Below are 18,179 nucleotides of genomic sequence, written 5' to 3'. Positions count from 1 at the left end.
AAATTCTCAACTTTACATGCCTTTCGCAGCCTCGTTCACCGGGTGCTGTCTAGATCGTCGATCCTGGTATCATACTGATATTGAGCATTATTCTAGATGCATGAGGTTCGATAACTTGCGTGATGTTGCGCATAAAACGTATAATTTGACATACTCAGACAATTTGTTTTAGTTGGTCCGGATAACAAGGACGCCCCGCTTCGCGGCAGCGGGCGTCCCGCAAGAACAAAGTCGCAAGCGATGCGGCTGAACAGGGCGCAAGCCCTGACTGAAGGGGAGAGGGGCCAAAATGATCGTTTTTACACTGCGCCGTCGTTCGCTTGCCGCCATGTTGCTCGCGGCGACCGCCTTGGCGGGCACACCCGCTTTTGCACAAGAGGCCGCGCCGCCTGCGCCTGTGGTGGAGGACACGGCGGAGGCCGCTGAACCGCCCATGTCGGCTGAGGAGGAAATCGTCGTCACCGGCTTCCGCCAAAGCTACACCGACGCGATCCGTTCGAAGCGCAACGAAATCGCGATCACCGACGGCATTTCGTCGGATGGCCTGGGTCGCTTCCCGGATCTCAACGTGGGCGAGGCGTTGCAGCGCGTGCCCGGTGTGCAGATCAACCGCGAGGCCGAGGGCCGCAATGCGACGATCAACCTGCGCGGTTTGCCCGGCGAATATGCTCGCATGACGCTGAACGGCGTTGCCTTTGCCGAACCGATCCTCGGCGAAGCCGCCCCGCTGGGCGCGTTCAACGCCGATATTTTCAGTGCGATCATGATTGATAAGTCGCCGATGGCCAATGCCCAGTCGGGCGGCCTTTCAGGCAATGTCGATCTTCAGATCGCTACCGCGCTGGAACGCAAGCAAGGCGGCTTCATCAAGACGGCGATGGAGTATAACCAGCTCGGCGAAACCTTCGCGCCCGGCGCGACGGTCGGATATAACCATATCTTTTCCGATCGCTTCGCCGTCTTCGGTGTCCTTGCATATAAGAATGAAAACTTCCGCCGCGATTCGGTGCAGTTCAACAGCTATTCCAATTTTTCTCCGGCGCAGGCCCAGGCCAATGCCAGTATCCTGGGTAGCTATTATGCTCAATCCGCGGCCTGCCCTTCGTGTACCGGCACTAATTCTACCGCGGGCGTGCTCTATGGATCATCGATCCGCCAATATTCGCGCCTGAACGAAGGCAATCTTTATACCGGTGCCGCCGGTGCCGAATGGAAGCCGAACGACGATACGCGGCTGAGCCTGACCGGCTTCTACACCGATCGTAAGCTCCCCAAGACGACGCAATTCATCTCGATCGTCGATGCCAATGTCACCAGCGGCATCACTGCCCTGACCAACCCGATCGAGCTGAACGATGGCCGCAACGTGGTCACCGACATCAGCTTCACCAATCCCGATGCGCGCATGTCGACCCGCGAACTGGGAATCCGCCAGCGCAGTTGGGGCGTGGACGGCAAGGGCGAATGGAGCACCGATGCATGGCGCGTATCGACCATTTTGACGGTGTCAAAGGCGGAAAACCAATCCGAGGAAACCTCGCTCGACTTTGATCGGATCCAGACGGTCGCCGGCAATGGCGGCAGTGGAACGCTCCGCACGGGCGCGGGCGATGTTTCCAAATTCTATTATGCGCTGGCACCGACGCCGCTGGTGGTCAGCGCGCCGCCACCCTGGTTTTGGGCCGGAGTCACCGAACCCTCGCAATATTTCGACACGCCAACCGCTGTCGGGCGCACCAACCGCCTGCAATTCACCGGTACCCAAAGCTATGCGACCAACGAATTATTCGCAGGGCAGGCCGAAGTCGAGCGGACGTTCGCGGGCAGCGTTCTCAGCGGAATCCAGCTTGGTGCCCGTTTCGAGCGTAATCGCTTCGTTTCCGAAGGCTATCGTACATCGGCCTTTGGATTGCAGGTACAGAACATCACCGGCGCCCTGCTCGGTACCGCGCCGGTGGTGGGTGACTTTTTCGGTGGCAAGCTTGGCACGTATAACACCAATTGGCAGGCTGCGCGCTTAGAGGAAGCCATTGCCGCGCTCACGCCGGTAACCGTCTATCCGGGGGGCGAGCTTTCGCCGTCGGGCTATAACATCCGCTACAACGACAATAATTATGCGCTGTTCAATTTCACCAATCAGACCGATGTCGCATCGGCCTATGCCCAGTTGAAATATGAGATCGAGCTGGGGGGCGTCCGCATTCGCGGCAATGGCGGCATGCGGTACGAATATGCGCGCAACACGATCGACGCGCTCGATCGGGTGTCGCTGACCGGCACGATCGGCTCGCCGAACGATTTCAGGAGCAACACCTATGAACAGACCTATGGCAAATGGCTGCCGTCGTTCATCCTGGTGGCCGATATTACCGAAAATCTGCTGCTGCGCGGTGCCGCTTATCGCACCTATGTGCGCCCGCAGCCGCGCCAGTTCACGCCCGCCACGGTGGTCGGCAATCCCAGCAATGGCGTCTATTCGCTCACACTCGGTAACCCCGATCTGAGGCCTTATGACGCGACTTCGTTCGATATGTCGCTGGAATGGTATAACCGGCCCGACGGCATTGTTTCGCTGGCGGCGTTTCAGAAGCGGATCACCGGCCTGATTGCGCAGATCAGCGATCCGACCCAGTTGTGCCCCGCCGATGCCGCCGCGCTTGGCCTTGGCACGCTGCGGATCAATGGCGATCGGTGCGAAAGCGACCAGATCTTCACCGGCGGCGCGGTGCCGACGCCATATCTGGTCGCCGCCAGCGGCTTTGTGAACCAGACCAATCCGGTCACGGTTCGCGGCGTCGAATTCAACATCCAGCAATCGCTGGATTTCCTGCCGGGCTTGCTGCGTAACCTGGGCGGCGGCTTCAACTATGCCTATACCGACATCAGCGGCACGACGGCGAACGGGACGGCGGCCACGTTGCCGGGCGTGTCGAAGCATAACGCCAATATGATCGGCTATTACGAGACCAAGGATTATGGCCTGCGCCTGGTGTATAACGTCCGCAGCGAATATGATCTTGCGTCGGCGGGTACCTTTACCGGCGCGGCGCGGCGCGTGAAGTCGCGCGGGCAGTTCGACCTTTCGGCATCGTACAATGTCAACGAGCAGTTCTCGCTATCGTTCGACGCCTTCAACCTCACCAACGCGATCCGGATCGAATATGAGAATGACGAACGGTTGATCCGCCGCGCCGATTATGACGGGCGCACCTTCGCGCTGACAGCGCGCGCGACATTCTGATCGGGCGTTGAGAAGGCGGCGCACCCTGCGGGCGCGGGGGGTGCCGTCCTTTTATGGGGAGGTGAAGCCATGGGGCTGGTGATCGACAGGCGCGGCGTGCTGACAGGGGCTGCGGCGATTGCCGCGCTCGGGTTTGCGCACCCGCTGACGGCGGCGATGGCGCGAGGGGCGGCGATCGTCGATGTCCGTGCCTTTGGCGCGAAAGGGGATGGGCGCGCGCTGGATTCCCCCGCGATCAATCGCGCGATCGAGCATGCGGCGGCGCGGGGCGGCGGCACGGTGTGGCTGCCGGCGGGCACCTATCGTTCGTACACGATCCGCTTGAAAAGCCACATCACCCTGCACCTTGATGCCGGGGCGGTGCTGCTGGCGGCGGATACGCCTATCGAGGGGATGGCATACGGCTATGATATCGCGCCCGATCTGCCGCCCGCCTTTGCCGCCTATCAGGATCATGGCCATGGCCATTGGCGCAACGCGCTGATCTGGGGTGAGGGGCTGGAAGATATTGCGATCGAAGGTTCCGGCCTGATCTGGGGCAAGGGCCTGGGGCGCGGCCATGACTATGACACAGGCCGCCCGATTTCCGGCCGTCCGGGCGTGGGCGACAAGGCCATCGCCCTAAAGCTGTGCCGCAACATTCGCTTGCGCGATTTCCGCATGTTGGAGGCGGGCTGGTTCGCGCTGCTCGCCACCGGCTGCGACAATATGACGATCGACAATCTGCTGATCGACACCAATCGCGACGGGCTGGACATTGATTGCTGCCGCAATGTCACGGTTACCCGGTGCACGATCAATTCGCCCTGGGACGATGCGATCTGCCCCAAATCCTCGTTCGCGCTCGGCTATCCGCGCTGGACGGAAAATGTCAGGATCAGCGATTGCACGGTGAGCGGCAGCTACGTGGTCGGATCGGTACTCGACGGCAGCTTCCGCCCCTTTCCGCCCGCGCCCAAAAGCACGCATGGCCGGATCAAGCTGGGCACCGAATCCAATGGCGGCTTTCGCAATTTCGCGATCAGCAATTGCGTGTTCGATAGCTGTCGCGGGCTGGCGCTGGAAACGGTGGACGGCGCAGGTCTGGAAGACATTGCGATCACCAACCTCACCCTGCGCAACGTGACGACAGCGCCCCTGTTTCTGCGGCTGGGCCGACGGATGCGTGGACCGGCGGGGGCGGTTCCGGGAACGCTGAAGCGCGTGCTGATCGACAATATCGTCGCCTCCGGTGCGGCACCGATGCCGTCGATCATTGCGGGGGTGGCGGGCCATCCGGTCGAGGATATCCGAATCTCGAACCTGTTCGTCGAACAGATCGGCGGCCAATCTGCGGCCATGGCGGCGATCGACCCGCCGGAGAATGCAGCAGGCTATCCCGAACCGAACATGTTCGGCGATCTGCCCGCAACGGGCCTGTTCGTGCGGCACGCCCGCAATATCGCGCTCTCGAATGTCGAGTTTCAGACGCAGGCGGTGGATCAGCGGCCTGCCTTTTGGTTGCGCGATGTGGACGGATTTGATGCGGGCAACATCCGGGTGCCCACAGGCACAGCGTTCCAATTGGACGCGGTATCGCGCTTTCGCCTGTGGGGCAGCCGCGATCTGGCGGATCGCCGCATCGACGGGCCGATCCGCACCAAATGGTAACGCGCGTTCAGGAGAGAAGAAGATGCGCCATCGTTCATCCCGCCATGCGACCGTCGCGGCCCTGCTGCTCGCGGGGGGCATGGCGCTGCCAGCGGCGGCGCAGACCGACCTCTATCGCTATGTCGATCCGCGCATCGGCACCGGCAATGACGATCAGGGCGATACCATTCCCGGACCGGCGCGACCGGCGGGTTCCATCCATCCGAGCCCCGAAACGCTGACCGGCAGCAATGCGGGCTATGACAAGGACGCCCCCATCAGCGGCTTTGCCCAACTCCACACCCAGGGTTCGGGCGGGCGGACGACCTATGGCACGTTCCTGGTCTCTCCCCAGACGGGCGATCCCGTGTTCGAAGAGGCGCAGCATCTGTCGCCCAAGGCGGAGGAGGTGCTGGCCGCCGATGCCTATGCCGTCACCCTGACGCGCTACGGCATCCGCGCCGAAGTGACGCCGGCGCCGACTGCCGCGCTCTATCGCTTTACCTATCCGGCGGGCGCACCGGCGACGATGGTGTTCGACATCACCCGCAAGATTCGCGGCGAACTGGCCAGCGCGGGCGCGGATGTAACCCTCGATCCCGCCACCGGGCGCATCCACGGGCGTGTGCGGGCGCGCAGCTATTGGAACCCCGCCGAAGTCGATATCTGGTTCGTTGCCCAGCTCGATCGCAAGCCGACGCGCTGGGGCCTGCGGGTGGGCAAGGAGGATCGCCCCGGCGCGACCAGCGCGACCGCACCGGCGGATACCCAGCTTGCGGGCTGGTGGCAGTTCGATGCGACGCCCGATACGCCCGTTCTGATGAAGCTGGCGGTATCCTTCACCAGTGCCGAGCGCGCCGCCGAACTGCTGGCGGAGGATATTGCCGGCTGGGATTTCGAGGCGGTGCGGGCCGGCGCCCGCGCCGATTGGAACCGCGAACTGGCGCGCGCCACGATCGACGGCGTGGGCGATGCCGACAAGCGCCGTTTCTACACCGCGCTCTATCACAGCGCGATCCAGCCGCGCGACCGCAGCCGCGACCAGTCTGTCGCCGACCGCGCGACGCCGCACTGGGACGATTATTATACGCTGTGGGACACCTATCACACCAGCTTCCCGCTGATGTCGCTGCTGCGACCCAGTGTGTATCGCGACAATGTCGCCTCGATCGTGCGGACCTTTGCGCGGTATGGCGCGGCGCACACCGCCTTTATCGCCGGGCGCAACTATCACGTCGGGCAGGGCGGCGATGATGTCGATAATGTGCTGGGAGAGGCGCTGATCCGTGGTGTGCCCGGTATCGACTGGCAACAGGCGGCACCGGTCGCGCTGCACAATGCCTATGAAGGGCGGCGGCCGCGCTATCTGATCGATGGCTGGTTCGCGGTCGGCGACCGCAGCCCGGAGCCGGATAACCAGCGCGCCAAGTCCGGCTCGTCCACGCCCGCCCTGGCACTCAATGATTTCTACGCCAGTCGGCTCGCCGCCGCGATCGGCAAGGCCGACGAGGCCAAGGCGTTGCTCGCGCGATCGGACAATTGGCGCAAGGTGTGGAACCCGGATGCGACCAGCGACGGCTTTTCGGGCTTCATCCTGCCGCGCTATGCCGATGGCCGCTTCCAGGCCATCGACCCCAAGCTGGGCTGGGACGGCAAGAAATATGACAATGTCGGCTTTTATGAGGGCACGGCCTGGGTCTATTCCTACACCCTGTTGCACGACGTGCCGGGCATGGTGGCCGCGATGGGCGGGCGCGAACGGTTCGTCGCGCGGCTGCGCCACGCGCTCGACGCCAATCTGATCGACATCACCAACGAACCCAGCTTCGCCACGCCGTGGCTGTTCAGCGATGTCGGCCGGCCCGATCTGGCCAGCTATTGGGCGAACCAGATTTTCCAGCGCTTTACGCCCGACGCCTATCCCGGCGACGAAGATAATGGCGCGATGAGTTCGCATTATGTGTTCAACCGGCTGGGGCTGTTCCCCAAGCTGACGACCGATCTCTATTATCTCCACGCGCCGCACCAGCCGCAGGGCGTGATCACGGGCGAAGAGGGCCGCCGTTTCGTCATCACCGCGCGCAACTGGCGACCGGGACGGATCTACATCGCCTCGGCGACGCTGAACGGAAAGCCGCTGACCACCCCCTTCCTGCACCAGGCAGAGATCACCGCAGGCGGCCAACTGGTCCTGACGCTTTCGGACAAGCCGACGCGCTGGGGGCAATAGGATCATAGCGCGATGCGTCGGAGCCGCAGTGCGTTGGTGATGACCGAAACCGATGAACGGCTCATCGCAGCCGCAGCGATCATCGGCGACAGCAGCATGCCGGTGAACGGATACAGCATACCTGCCGCAACGGGTATGCCCAAGGCGTTGTAGGTAAAAGCAAACCCCAGGTTCTGCTTGATATTCCGCATCGTAGCACGGGCCAGTTTCCGCGCCCGAACGATGCCCATCAGATCGCCGCCCAGCAGGGTGATCCCCGCGCTTTCCATCGCCACGTCCGCGCCGGTTCCCATCGCGATGCCGACGTCGGCCGAAGCAAGAGCAGGGGCGTCGTTTATACCAAGGTTCATGTCAATGAACCTTGGTATAAACGACGAGATCTTCTACAGTCTTGCCGAGGCAAAAGTGCTGATCGCAGCTTGGCGGCGGCATTACAACACAGTCCGTCCGCACAGCATCTTGGGTTGCCGACCACCTGCCCCGGATATGGCGGCAACGAACATAATCCACTAACAATCAACCCGGTCCACTCGGTGGGGGCAGGTCATCGCTGGCCCCTGCTATGCTTAATGCCATCTCGTCCCCAAGGCGGCTTGAATCGCAACATGGGGGCACCGTCCAATAAATTTTGGATCGGGTTTTCAAGCGCCGCAAGCCGTTCGAACACATCTGCAAAATCCGGACATCACGGTCCCACCGACCCACACTCGATGTGATCCTGCAAATGCCGGGACCAAGCAGTTCGCTCAGGCACTCGTGGCGCAACCAACCCTGCCAGCCGTACGCCACGCCATCCTCGATACGCTCACCGAGCCGCCACCAATGACATGCCCGCATTGCCAACGATCCATCCACTGCAAGAACGTGCCAAGCTACTGTTAGCGCGACGTTTTCGGCGTCGCCACGTTCGCGGCTGTTGGTTCGCGCGACGGCGGAACAGCAATGGGAGCGGCAGGCTTTGGGGGTGCGGACGCTGTGTGACCGTTTGTAACCTCGCGCTTTTGCGGCGTGGGTGGTGGCGCGGCGGTGCGGCGTTCGGTGAAGGCGCCGCGCTGCATCGCTACGCCGCCCAAAGCGAGACGCTGCCATGGTACGAACTTGTCCTCCGGCAGTCCCGCGCGGCTGCGAAAGGCGTCGATCGGCTGGTAAGTGCCCGAGTAATTGCTCCACCAGTCCATCGCGCCACTGTCGAACCGGGCGGTGCCGGCATAGACCACGGGCCGACCGGCAGCGATCTGGGCGTGGGGCAAGCCCGAACTCATCAGCGTCGCGCGGGTGCGCGACGTCTCACCCTCCACTCGCACGAAATTGAACGTGCCCGACGGTCGCACCAGCGTGTGCCGCTCAGCGGATCGCATCGCGAAGGTGCCGCCGGGCTGGACGACGAGTTCCTGCGCCTCCGCATTGGCGCGGGGCGGCGGGCGCACGATCCGCTGCCGACCGGGCAGCCCCGGCGCGACCGCGCGTTGCAATAGGCGGCCAGTGCCGACTGGTTGAACGTCGCGACGCGACATGATGTCTGCTTTCTGTCTGCTATCCCAGCCTTCGCTTGGTCTTGTCCTGCACATTATCTCCCGAGTCAATCCAATGTAGGCTGCCTGATGGTCGTCGGCAGGTTACTTGCGAGTCGCATGATTTGTGATAGGCTTGCTTGCCTTGCGGCTGAACGTTTGGTGCGGAGGTTGCTGCCATGGGAACACCTAGGGATCGGGCTTGGGGCGTTGCGTCGCCAGCGGACGCGGTACAGGTGGTGCAGCGGCGGCTCGCCGGTCCGCCGGCTCCGGCCTTTGCCGGTGGCCGGCATCTGGTGCAGGCCAAGGCACCGGCCGCACGGCTGTTGCCGCCGATGCCACAAGGCGGCGGGCGGGTTCGAGTCGCGGCGGCGAGCGAGGGGCGGACGATCGGATCGGCAATGGTGCATACCGGCGGCGTGGCAGCGCGCGTCACCGATCTGGGGGTCGATGCGCCCTATCGCGATCGCGGCATCGGCGTGCAGCTGCTCGCCTCGGCGGCGCAGGCCGGGTTCCGCGCCGGCAGCCACAAACTGGTGCTCGAAGCGCAGGATAGCGGCAGCGGCCGGCTGACGCGCTGGTACCGAGATCTCGGCTTTCGCCAGGTGGGCGTCGACGGGCACGGCCAGCCGCGACTGGAGATTCCGATCGCGCGGCTGATGGGCAAGGGAGGGCAGGGGCGATGAGCGGACGGGTAATCCAGGCGCGCTATCTGGGCGGACGCCCGGGGCCGCAACTGGTGCAGATGCGGGCACCGGGCGCACCGCCGCTGGCAGCCGCGCTGCAGGCGAAGGGCACGCCGACCCTACCTGCCCGCGCGTTGCAGGCGCATGGCGCGGCGGAGAGCTTTGCAGTCGATCCGATGCGGCTCGGGCTGGGGCAGGGGCGCGGCAACCCGCTTTCCGATTCGGTGCGGGCGAAGATGGAGGCGGCGTTCGGCACCGATTTCTCGCGCGTGCGGGTGCATGAAGGGCCGCAGGCGGCACGGATCGGCGCGATCGCCTTCACCACCGGCCACGACATCTATTTCGCGCCAGGCCAGTATCGGCCGGAAACGGTGCAGGGCCAGCAATTGCTCGGCCACGAACTCGCGCATGTCGTGCAGCAGCGCCAGGGGCGGGTGAAGGCACCGGGCAGCGGCGTGTCGGTGGTGCAGGACCATGCGCTGGAGGCGGAGGCGGACCGGCTGGGGATGCGGGCGGCGTTGCAATCAACCGCGCCTACCAAATTGATGCAGCGCGCAAGTGCCATTCAGCGTAGTTCTGCTTGCCGCACGCCCGGCTGCACCAACCCCAATTGTCCAGGTGAAGGTGCGCACGGGTTCGACCGCATTTATAATCTTCGCGGGCAGACCGTTTATCATGGCGTCATAACGCCGAACGACATTGGGCAGGGAACCGGTACGAACCAGACGACCCGCAACTACGTGAATAGCCCTTCCACGAATTATCCTGAGCAAATCGCAATCAACTATTCAGGAGGTGGAGTGAGTGGATTCAGTGAATTTATTAATCAGCCGCTAAACCCAGGTCAGAGAGCTGATGCAGGGCATATATTCGGCAATCAATATGGTGGGTTTGGCAATCAGTCTGCTTCTGTCTTTCCTCAGCACCCACAGACAAATCGTGGAAACTCTTATAACGGTCAGCCAACATCGCATATTTGGCGACAGAATGAAGACAAAATTAGAAAGAATACCCAAAGTGGAAACAATACTGGAGTAGTAGTAAAGTTGAGGCCCAATGCTAGACCAAAGTATGACAGGGTGTGTCCTCATTGCCAGGAGCAGAATCTATCAAACAGAACTCTTTGCTGGAATTGTCATCAAATACTTTGAATAATATATATCGCTATATTGCATTGTAAACTTTAGGATTTTGAGTAATAATTGCAGAATATTTTATCAATTCAAATTCACCATCCCGCCCTTCAACTCCAGCATCCCGCCGCCATCGAACGACCCCGTCCCGCTTGCACTCACCGCCACCGTCGCGCCCTTTAGCGTCAGGGACGAGCCGGCTTCGATCGCCACGCTGCTGCTGCCCTTCACCGACAGCGCCCCAGTCGCCTCCACCGAACAACTTCCGCTCGCCTGAATCGTCACGTTACCGCTGACCTTGATCGTCAGGTTCCCGGTGATCGTCTCCTCGGCATTGCCCTCCACCTTCACCGTCGTGTTGCCCTTCACCTCGTGCGTCGCGTTCCCGGTTTCCACCTTCGTCGTCCAGTTGCCCTTGCTCACCGTGAAGCTCGCATCGCCTTCCTGCACCGTCACGCTGCGCTTCTGCTTCACCGTCTCGGTCGCGTTGTTGAGGACGCTGACGGTCAGGTCCTTTTGCGCCTGCAGGAACACTTCTTCCGATCCCGCCTTGTCCTCGAAGCGCAACTCGTTGAAGCCATCCGCCTGCGGGGTCGATCGGCTCTTGAGCGTGGTGCGGGTCATGTTGTCGGGCAGCGCATAGGGCACCGGATTGGTGCCGTTATAGACGCAGCCGGTCACCAGCGGACGATCAGGATCGCCGTCGAGGAAGCTCACCACCACTTCCTGGCCGATGCGCGGCAGCGCGAAGCCGCCCCAGCCGGTGCCGGCCCAGCTCTGCGCGACGCGAATCCAGCAACTGCTGTTCTCGTCGGATGTGCCCTGCTGGTCCCAGGGGAACTGCACCTTGATCCGGCCATATTCGTCGGTCCAGATCTCCTTGTCCGCAGGGCCTACCACCTTGGCGGTCTGCGCGCCGGCGATGCTGGGGCGCGGCGTCCGGCGCGGCGGGCGATAGGGCGTCGCGGCGGGGAAGGCGGTGAAGGCGTTCGCATAGTGCCGCCGCTCGGCGCGATGCTCGACCGACAGCAGGACATAGTCGGCGTTGAGCGCGCCGGTGGGATAGCCGCTGAGCGTGAAGCGCGTACCCGCCGCCAGATGGCGAAGCGGCGAGGTGCCGGCGAGCAGCACCTTGGCCGCCGCCACTTCCTCGGCCCGTCGCTTGGCGGTGGCGTCGGCCTGGTCTTTCTTGGTGAAGCCGCCGGGATATTCATAGATTTTGCCGCCGCCCGCGGTGCCGAGCAGCGTCGTCAGCGGGGTGACGAAATGATAGTCGCTGGTCCTGTAGCCATCGGGCACCAGCGCCTGGCGATGTTCGATCGTGGCGATGCGCGCATCGCTCAGCCATTCGCTGCTATCGCCCAGGCTCAGCCAAGGCACCGTCGCCGAATTTGGGCAGGCCGGGAAATTGGCCGAATCGTCGACCAGCACCAGCGTGTGGGCGGCCGCCTGATGTTCGAAATAATAAGCGATGCCCGCCGCTTCCAGCAGCCGGCTGACGAAGGCGAAGTCGCTTTCGCCAAACTGCACGCAATAATCGATCGGATCATAAGCGAGCACGCAGGCGTCGCGGAAATCGGCGGCGGGATAGTCGGCGAACACCGCTTTGACGATGTCGATCACCGTCTTGTTCTGGAAGATGCGGTTGTTCTGCGCATAGCCGAGCAGGGATAACCAGGGCCGCACCTCCAGCGTGCAGGTGGAATGTGCCTGGGCCATGCGAATGACGATGCCGTGAAAGTGCCGGACGACGCCGTCGCCGCCGATCAGTCCGATCGCCACCGGCTGGCCGATCAGCGGGGCCGGATCGACGAAATCGCCCGGCATCGTCGCCACCAAGGTGAAGTGGAAGGGCTCCGAAATCCCTTCGGTGCCGGTGAAGCTGCTGGGGTTCAGCGCGCCGTCGCCGAGCGGGGTGGTGAGGGTGAGCGACCAGGAAAGCGCGGTCACGACGCCAGCTCGACATATAATCTATTCCCCGTCGCGATGCCGATATGGGCAGAGCGTGGCACCGCCGGCCTGGCGCGTTCGTCGAGCATCAGGCCCGAGAGTTCGGGCAGAAGGCGGTGCTCGAGGATCGCGTCGATCCCGCGCGCGCCGGCATCCGCCAGCTGCGCCTCCACCGCGATCGCCGTCGCCGCGCGCGCGTCCCATGTCAGTTCTCCCCCGCTGGCCGTCGCAAAGCGCTGGGCGATGCGCGCCAGCTTCAGCTGGACGATGTCGACGATCTGCTCGGCACCCAATGGAAGATAGGGAACGATCGTCAGCCGACCGAGAAAGGCGGGCGCGAAATGGCGGAGCAGTTCGCGGCGCAGCGCCGAATCCCGCGCCGAACGCAGCGGATGCTCCCCAGCAATCACCGTGTCCCCCAGATTGGAGGTGAGCAGGATCAGTGCATGGCTGAAATCCACCGCCACGCCCTCGCTGTCCTCGATCGTGCCGCGATCGAACACCTGGTAGAACAGCTCGAGCACGTCCGGATGCGCCTTTTCGATCTCGTCGAGCAATAGCACCGAATAGGGCTGGCGCCGCACCGCTTCGGTAAGCACGCCGCCCTGGCCATAGCCGACATAGCCGGGCGGCGCGCCCTTCAGCCCCGAAACCGAATGCGCCTCCTGATATTCGGACATGTTGACGGTGATCAGCGCGCGCCTGCCGCCGAACAACAGCTCGGCCAGCGCAATCGCAGTCTCGGTCTTGCCGACGCCGCTTGGGCCACACAACAGGAACACCCCGGTGGGCTTGTGGGGATCACCAAGCCCGGCCCGAAAGGTCTGCACACGCCGGACGATCGTGTCGATCGCCGCCGCTTGGCCGACAATGCGACTGCGCAACTGCGCCTGCAAATCAGCGCCACGCCGGGTGCTGTTCCCTAGCATCGCTTCAGCCGGCACACCGGTCCAGCCTGCGACGATCGCCGCGACCGCCCCGCGATCCACCGCGATCGGAATCATCGGCGCATGGTGCGGCGTCTCCGCCGGCGCGTGCGCAAGGCCCTCGGGCATATCGGTGGCATCGCCCCCGGTACTGAGGCGCTCTACCGCATGGCGTTCCTGCGCCCAGCGCGCCGCGATCCCGGCGCGCCTGTGCTCGGCTCGCGCCTGTGCCTGCTCCAACTGGGTGCGCCGGGCGGAAACGCCCGAAGCCAGGCCCGCCCCCGTTTCGGCATCCAGCCGCACGATTTCGGTGGCTAGCATTGCGCAGCGCGCCTCGGCTTCGATCAGCGCGCGTGGCCGGTCCGATTGGGCGATGGCGACGCGCGCGCAGGCGGTGTCGAGTACCGTGATCGCGCTGTCGGGCAATTGCCGATCGGCCATGTAGCGCTGTGCAAACAGCACGGCGGCGGACAGCGCCTCCTCAAGGATCCGCACGCCATGATGCGCTTCCAGCCGGGGGGTGAGTTGGCGCAGGATCGCGATCGCCGTTTCGGTGTCGGGCGGCGTTACCTTCACCGCCTGGAACCGCCGCGACAGCGCCGCGTCCTTTTCGATGTGGCGGCGATATTCCGACCAGGTGGTGGCTGCGATCACGCGCAGCGCGCCGCGCGCCAGCGCCGGCTTCAGCAGATTGGCGGTGTCGCGCTGCCCGGGCGTGGCCCCGCCGCCGATCAGCATATGCGCCTCGTCGATGAACAGCAGACAATCGGCTTCGTCGCTCTCGGCCGCCTCGAGGATCGCGCGCAGCCGTTCCTCATACTCGCCCTGAACCTTCGCGCCCGCCTGTACCGCGCCCAGATCGAGCGCGCGGATGCGCAGGCCGGTGAGCGAGGCAGGCACGCGGTCCTCGGCGATACGCTGCGCCAGCGCTTCCACGATCGCGGTTTTGCCCACCCCCGCCGGGCCGACCAGGATCGGATTGCTCTGCCGGCGGCGCAGCAGGATTTCGATGACCTGCTCGATTTCCTCCTCGCGGCCGATCGCTACGTCCAGCCGCCCGGCGCGCGCGCGCTCGGTCAGGTCGACGGTGTAGGTGTCGAGCGCATGGCCACCGCCCGCGACGCCCTCGGCCTCGCTGCTGCGGGCGAGCAACCTGGTCATCGCCGCTGCCAGGCCCTGCCTTGGGAGCCGCGCCAGGCTGGGCGCGGCGCTCAGCACCCGGTCGCGCACGCGCACGTCTTCGATCGCCGCGCGCAATACGCATAGCGAGCCGATCTTGAGCGCACCGTGGTTCACCGATGCGATCAGCCATGCCGATTCCAGCGTTTGGTCCAGTCCCACCGACACGGTCGGCGGGTCTGCCGCGCCACGCGGGCACCGGCCGATCGCGTCGAGCAGCTCGGCGGCAATGGTGCCGGGATCGACGCCATGTTCGATTAGCGCCCGCGCCAAATCGGTGCCGCGATCCTCGACCAGCTGGTGCAGCAGATGCTCGACCTCGACCACATGCTGGCCACGCGCGGCGCAATCATCCACCGCGCGCTGCATCGCGGGACCGGTCGCTTTGCCCAACAGCGCGAGCAGTGCGGAGATCTGGATCACGGCAGCGCACTGGCGATCCAGCCGGGTCGCAGCGTGATCCGGGCCGGCCGGCCCCGCCCGCGAGCAGCGGAAGACGATCCCGCCAGCTTGCTCGTCCAGCCGAGCCGGGGGGCGCGTGCCCGAAGACCGGCGGCGGGAAGCCGCGCGGGCGGCACGGTTTCCGAAATCAGGCGGAGCACCAATGCCACCCCTGTCACCGCGTCGGTCATCCGATCGATCAGTTCGGCGAGTGGCCGATGTTCGCGGCCGCCGGGAAGTAGCTGTTCGGCGCGAGCCAGCGGCATCGGGCCAAGCTCGATCGTGATTCCCGCCATCGGATCCCATGCCGCCGTGCCCAGCATCGCATCCTCGCCCAGCCGGTTATTGCCCTTGTCACGTTGAATCCGGGTGCATTGCGATCGAGGCAGCAAGATCCAGTCCCCGCGAAACGGGCGCACCCGCGCTGGCAGCCCGCTCCAGGCGGTGACCGCCTGTTCCAGCGCGTGCGCGCTCAGCGGCTCCCGGTGGAGCAGCGGGGCGAGCGCAAGGATCGAATCGGTCGGTATTGCCGCATTCGGCCGCGTCTTCTGCGCCATGCCCGCAGTCGCCATGCCGAGCAGCGCGAGCAGTGGCAGCGCAAGATTAGATTCGTCGGCGGGAAGGTCGGACAATTCGGGCCGGAACAGCTGCGCGCGGTCGAAATCCAGCTTCGCCAGTCGATCGACGAAAATGTCGAGGAAATCGCGCAGCGCGGTATCGCCGGCGCGCAACCGGGCGTTGATCTCGTCACTGAAGGGGGGCGGCAACGGACCGTTGGCACCCGACAGCGTCAGATAGTTCAGCGTCGCGGTCAGCGTTCCTGCGACACCGTCCTTGTCGACCTGCGCCAAACCGCCCGAGGGGCAGCTAAGGCTGGTATTACCACGCAGGCGCAGGGCGGCGGGCTCTTCGCGCGCGATGCGCGATAAGAGGCGCAATGCCTGATACCCGTCGAAATCGTCGGGACGCGCGAGCAGTAAGGCGCTTAAAGCAGGGGCTTGGCGCCGGCCCGGTTCGGCCATTCCTTCCATCTTTCCTGCTGTTGGTCTCGGCAAAGGGCGAGGCGCGTGAAGCTGTTGACCGATGCGTAGAGCGCAAAGAACCGTTCCATCACCGCGCCGAACAGCAAGGCGCTGCCGCCTGCAAAGGCGAAGGAACTGACCGTAAGCTCGATTTCGGTGCCGCGCACCAGCGGCCGCCAGGACGGCGTCCGCAGCCGTGCCGCGGTCGGCCGCGTGGCGAGGCGCGTGATCCCGTTGATTTGGCGATTGGTCGCCTGGTCGGGGCCGCTGGCATATAGCATCAGCATCTGTTGCAGCGCGTCACGGCTCGCATCGCCGCGATCGAGCGACAGCTTGTTCAGCGAAAGTTGCGACACTAGCTGCCAGAGCCGCGCTCCCCCCATCGGCGGATCGTGGGGTGCGGTCATCGCGCCGGTAAGCGCGATCCGCTGGATCGGCAGGTCCGATTCGATCTGCAACGGTGTCGCCAGCGTCAACTCGCGCGTCAGCCGCCGGTTGGTGCAGAGCATCTGCGCGAACAGCACCTTATCGGCTGGCACCCCCGGATCCAGATTGGGATCGACAAAGGCGAGCATCATCTCGGTCCCTTCGAGCATGCCGGTCGAAACCGGCCGCCGCCGGCCCAGCCAGCGCAGGCCGCTTGCCGCTGCCGCCGTGCCCACGCGAAAATAGGGTAGGACGGCGGCCTCGCCCGCTGGTGCTGCGGTGCGCGTGACGCTGGCGATGCTGTGGACTTCGCTTGCCGCCGGGCTGCGCGCGTCGGGCTGTAGCAGATATTCGCTGCGCACATGGTCCAGCCGGATCGGCTCGCTCGTGCGCGGGAACAGATTGACGATCGGCACACAATTGAGCCGCAGGCTTTCGGGGCTGATCGTAAGCTGCCCCCGCGGCCGGTCGTCGAACAGGAAGTACAGGGTCACCGCATCGGCATCGCCGAACGCGGCGGGATCGAAGCCATCCAGATCGAAGAACAGAAACTTGGCGGGAAAGGCGAAATATTCCTGGAGCAGGCGATAGCCGTGATGACCCACCGCCGACATCGGCAGGATCGCTTCGTCGGGTTCGAAGCCATGGGCGGTGGGTAGCAGGCCAGGCACCAGCCTCGCCTTGCCCGCGCCCGCTGCGGCAGCGACGCCGATGCAATGCGCGCCGAGCAGATCGTGCAGCGCGAAGCGTGTCGCGGTATCGCCGTCGAGGAAAAAGCGCAGCTTGCCCGGCTTCACCTTGGCAAAGTTCAACGTGCCCGAGCATCGAAGCGTAACGCGAAGCGCGGCCAGGACCGAGGGGCCGGCACCGCGCACGTCGAGATCGCTTGCCGGCATCAGCGCGATGTCCTGCGGCACCAGCGGCCATAAGGTGAAGGCGCTGCTGGTGCGGAACCGGCATTCGATGCCCGCATCGAGCCGGGCGAACAACGCCACGTCGCGGGGAACGGTCACGTTCTGCAACAAGGCGTATTTTTCGGGCGCAACCTCGAAATGCGCGACACCCATGGCCGGCAGCGGTGCCGCCAGTTGCGGGTAGAGCTGGTCGAGCAGTGCCGACGGGATCAGCGGGAACCCCGCGTCAAACTCCCGCCGCACTCGCGCGACCAGAAACGCCACCGATTCCACCAGCCGCGCGACCTGAGGATCCTGGTCCTCATTACCCGCCAGGTCGAGCGCGGCAGCGATGTCGGGATGCTGTTGTGCAAAGCTGCGCCCCTCTTCGCGCAGGGCGGTCAGTTCGGCGAAATAATATCGCAGCAGATTGGCGTCAGCGAGCATGTACCGCGCCCCGCTCGACCCGGATCGGGATGCGCAAGCGTATCGGATGGTGTCGATCCTCGAAGCGCAGTCCGCCCGATATGATCACGATCAGCGTATCGCTGCGGTCCGATGGCTCCAGCGCCACCTGCGGCGCGGCAATGCGCGGCTCATACAGTGCGATCGCTTCACCCAGGTGCCGAGCCAGCCGGGCCATGGCATCGGCATTGCCGACCGGGTACAGGGTCAGATCGGGCAGCCCATAGTCGATCGTCGAGCGAAGCTGGCCACGGGTGCGCTCTTCCAGCACTTCCGCCAGCCATGTGGCACGGGTGTTGAGCGTCCATTCGAGCTGTTCGATCACCGATGCCTCGACCTGCTCGATGGTGATCCCGCCATAGGGGAAACCCTGCCCCCCAGCGGTACCGTGGCGTGGTTTTGGCTTGAGCCGATCGAACAGCAAGGGACGCGATGCGGCTACCACGG

General features: G+C 64.4%; 11 protein-coding genes and 2 pseudogenes. 6 read left to right on the top strand and 7 right to left on the bottom strand.

Annotation, left to right across the window (positions count from 1 at the left end; translation table 11 throughout):
- The first annotated feature begins 289 nt into the window (after nt 1–289).
- The 3 genes from QU44_RS01260 to QU44_RS01250 all read left to right on the top strand — a co-directional run bounded on the left by QU44_RS01260 (nt 290) and on the right by QU44_RS01250 (nt 7,100).
- Complete coding sequence (locus QU44_RS01260; protein WP_052134214.1) at nt 290–3,241, top strand: TonB-dependent receptor; 2,952 nt, start codon at nt 290–292, stop codon at nt 3,239–3,241.
- A gap of 69 nt (nt 3,242–3,310) precedes the next feature.
- Complete coding sequence (locus QU44_RS01255; RefSeq protein ID WP_033919630.1) at nt 3,311–4,891, top strand: rhamnogalacturonidase; 1,581 nt, start codon at nt 3,311–3,313, stop codon at nt 4,889–4,891.
- A 22-nt stretch (nt 4,892–4,913) separates the two neighbouring features.
- Nucleotides 4,914–7,100 (top strand): GH92 family glycosyl hydrolase, encoded by a 2,187-nt coding sequence (locus QU44_RS01250; RefSeq protein WP_033919629.1) that lies wholly within the window; start codon nt 4,914–4,916, stop codon nt 7,098–7,100.
- Nucleotides 7,101–7,102: 2 nt separating this feature from the next.
- Here QU44_RS01250 and QU44_RS01245 read toward each other — a convergent pair.
- Nucleotides 7,103–7,441: pseudogene (locus tag QU44_RS01245) on the bottom strand (hypothetical protein); the annotation flags it as partial.
- A 25-nt stretch (nt 7,442–7,466) separates the two neighbouring features.
- On the opposite strand from QU44_RS01245, the pseudogene QU44_RS17630 reads away from it, so the two are divergent.
- A pseudogene (locus QU44_RS17630) lies at nt 7,467–7,613 on the top strand (integrase core domain-containing protein); the annotation flags it as partial.
- Nucleotides 7,614–7,978: 365 nt separating this feature from the next.
- Here the strand turns inward: QU44_RS17630 and QU44_RS01240 are convergent.
- Nucleotides 7,979–8,614: a hypothetical protein gene (locus QU44_RS01240; RefSeq protein WP_033919627.1), complete on the bottom strand. Its 636-nt coding sequence runs from the start codon at nt 8,612–8,614 to the stop codon at nt 7,979–7,981.
- A gap of 176 nt (nt 8,615–8,790) precedes the next feature.
- Here QU44_RS01240 and QU44_RS01235 point away from each other — a divergent pair, with 176 nt between their 5' ends.
- Together QU44_RS01235 and QU44_RS17625 are read left to right on the top strand one after the other, a co-directional pair.
- Nucleotides 8,791–9,297, top strand: coding sequence for a GNAT family N-acetyltransferase (locus tag QU44_RS01235; protein WP_081987793.1), 507 nt, complete (start codon nt 8,791–8,793; stop codon nt 9,295–9,297).
- Entirely contained in the window at nt 9,294–10,448 is a 1,155-nt protein-coding gene (locus tag QU44_RS17625) for a DUF4157 domain-containing protein (RefSeq protein ID WP_081987792.1), read from the top strand. Before QU44_RS01235 ends, QU44_RS17625 begins: the two co-directional genes overlap by 4 nt.
- Nucleotides 10,449–10,514: 66 nt before the next feature.
- Here the strand turns inward: QU44_RS17625 and QU44_RS01225 are convergent, their stop codons facing one another.
- From QU44_RS01225 to tssE, 5 genes are read right to left on the bottom strand one after another with little or no spacing between them, the layout of a single operon-like run.
- The gene (locus QU44_RS01225; RefSeq protein ID WP_052134213.1) at nt 10,515–12,380 is read right to left on the bottom strand and encodes a type VI secretion system Vgr family protein; all 1,866 of its coding nucleotides are present in this window, start codon (nt 12,378–12,380) and stop codon (nt 10,515–10,517) included.
- Nucleotides 12,377–14,908: a type VI secretion system ATPase TssH gene (gene tssH / locus QU44_RS01220; RefSeq protein ID WP_052134212.1), complete on the bottom strand. Its 2,532-nt coding sequence runs from the start codon at nt 14,906–14,908 to the stop codon at nt 12,377–12,379. The genes QU44_RS01225 and tssH overlap by 4 nt, the downstream gene beginning before the upstream one ends.
- The gene (gene tssG, locus QU44_RS01215; protein WP_033919623.1) at nt 14,905–15,948 is read right to left on the bottom strand and encodes a type VI secretion system baseplate subunit TssG; all 1,044 of its coding nucleotides are present in this window, start codon (nt 15,946–15,948) and stop codon (nt 14,905–14,907) included. Before tssG ends, tssH begins: the two co-directional genes overlap by 4 nt.
- On the bottom strand, nt 15,912–17,714 hold the full coding sequence (gene tssF, locus QU44_RS01210; RefSeq protein WP_033919622.1) for a type VI secretion system baseplate subunit TssF: 1,803 nt from the start codon (nt 17,712–17,714) through the stop codon (nt 15,912–15,914). The genes tssG and tssF overlap by 37 nt, the downstream gene beginning before the upstream one ends.
- Nucleotides 17,704–18,177, bottom strand: coding sequence for a type VI secretion system baseplate subunit TssE (tssE, locus tag QU44_RS01205; protein WP_081987789.1), 474 nt, complete (start codon nt 18,175–18,177; stop codon nt 17,704–17,706). The genes tssF and tssE overlap by 11 nt, the downstream gene beginning before the upstream one ends.
- Between the last annotated feature and the right edge of the window lie 2 nt (nt 18,178–18,179).

It is taken from the genome of Sphingomonas sp. 37zxx (genome assembly GCF_000786205.1).
Taxonomy (GTDB): domain Bacteria; phylum Pseudomonadota; class Alphaproteobacteria; order Sphingomonadales; family Sphingomonadaceae; genus Sphingomonas.
Note: the sequence above shows the minus strand (reverse complement) of the source record. Positions and strands in the feature narration are given on the sequence as shown.

Excerpts from the sequence above, each read along its gene's own strand:
- QU44_RS01260 (WP_052134214.1), top strand. The coding sequence starts at position 290 with ATGATCGTTTTTACACTGCGCCGTCGTTCGCTTGCCGCCATGTTGCTC.
- QU44_RS01255 (WP_033919630.1), top strand. The coding sequence starts at position 3,311 with ATGGGGCTGGTGATCGACAGGCGCGGCGTGCTGACAGGGGCTGCGGCG.
- QU44_RS01250 (WP_033919629.1), top strand. The coding sequence starts at position 4,914 with ATGCGCCATCGTTCATCCCGCCATGCGACCGTCGCGGCCCTGCTGCTC.
- QU44_RS01240 (WP_033919627.1), bottom strand. The coding sequence starts at position 8,614 with ATGTCGCGTCGCGACGTTCAACCAGTCGGCACTGGCCGCCTATTGCAA.
- QU44_RS01235 (WP_081987793.1), top strand. The coding sequence starts at position 8,791 with ATGGGAACACCTAGGGATCGGGCTTGGGGCGTTGCGTCGCCAGCGGAC.
- QU44_RS17625 (WP_081987792.1), top strand. The coding sequence starts at position 9,294 with ATGAGCGGACGGGTAATCCAGGCGCGCTATCTGGGCGGACGCCCGGGG.
- tssG (WP_033919623.1), bottom strand. The coding sequence starts at position 15,948 with ATGGCCGAACCGGGCCGGCGCCAAGCCCCTGCTTTAAGCGCCTTACTG.
- tssF (WP_033919622.1), bottom strand. The coding sequence starts at position 17,714 with ATGCTCGCTGACGCCAATCTGCTGCGATATTATTTCGCCGAACTGACC.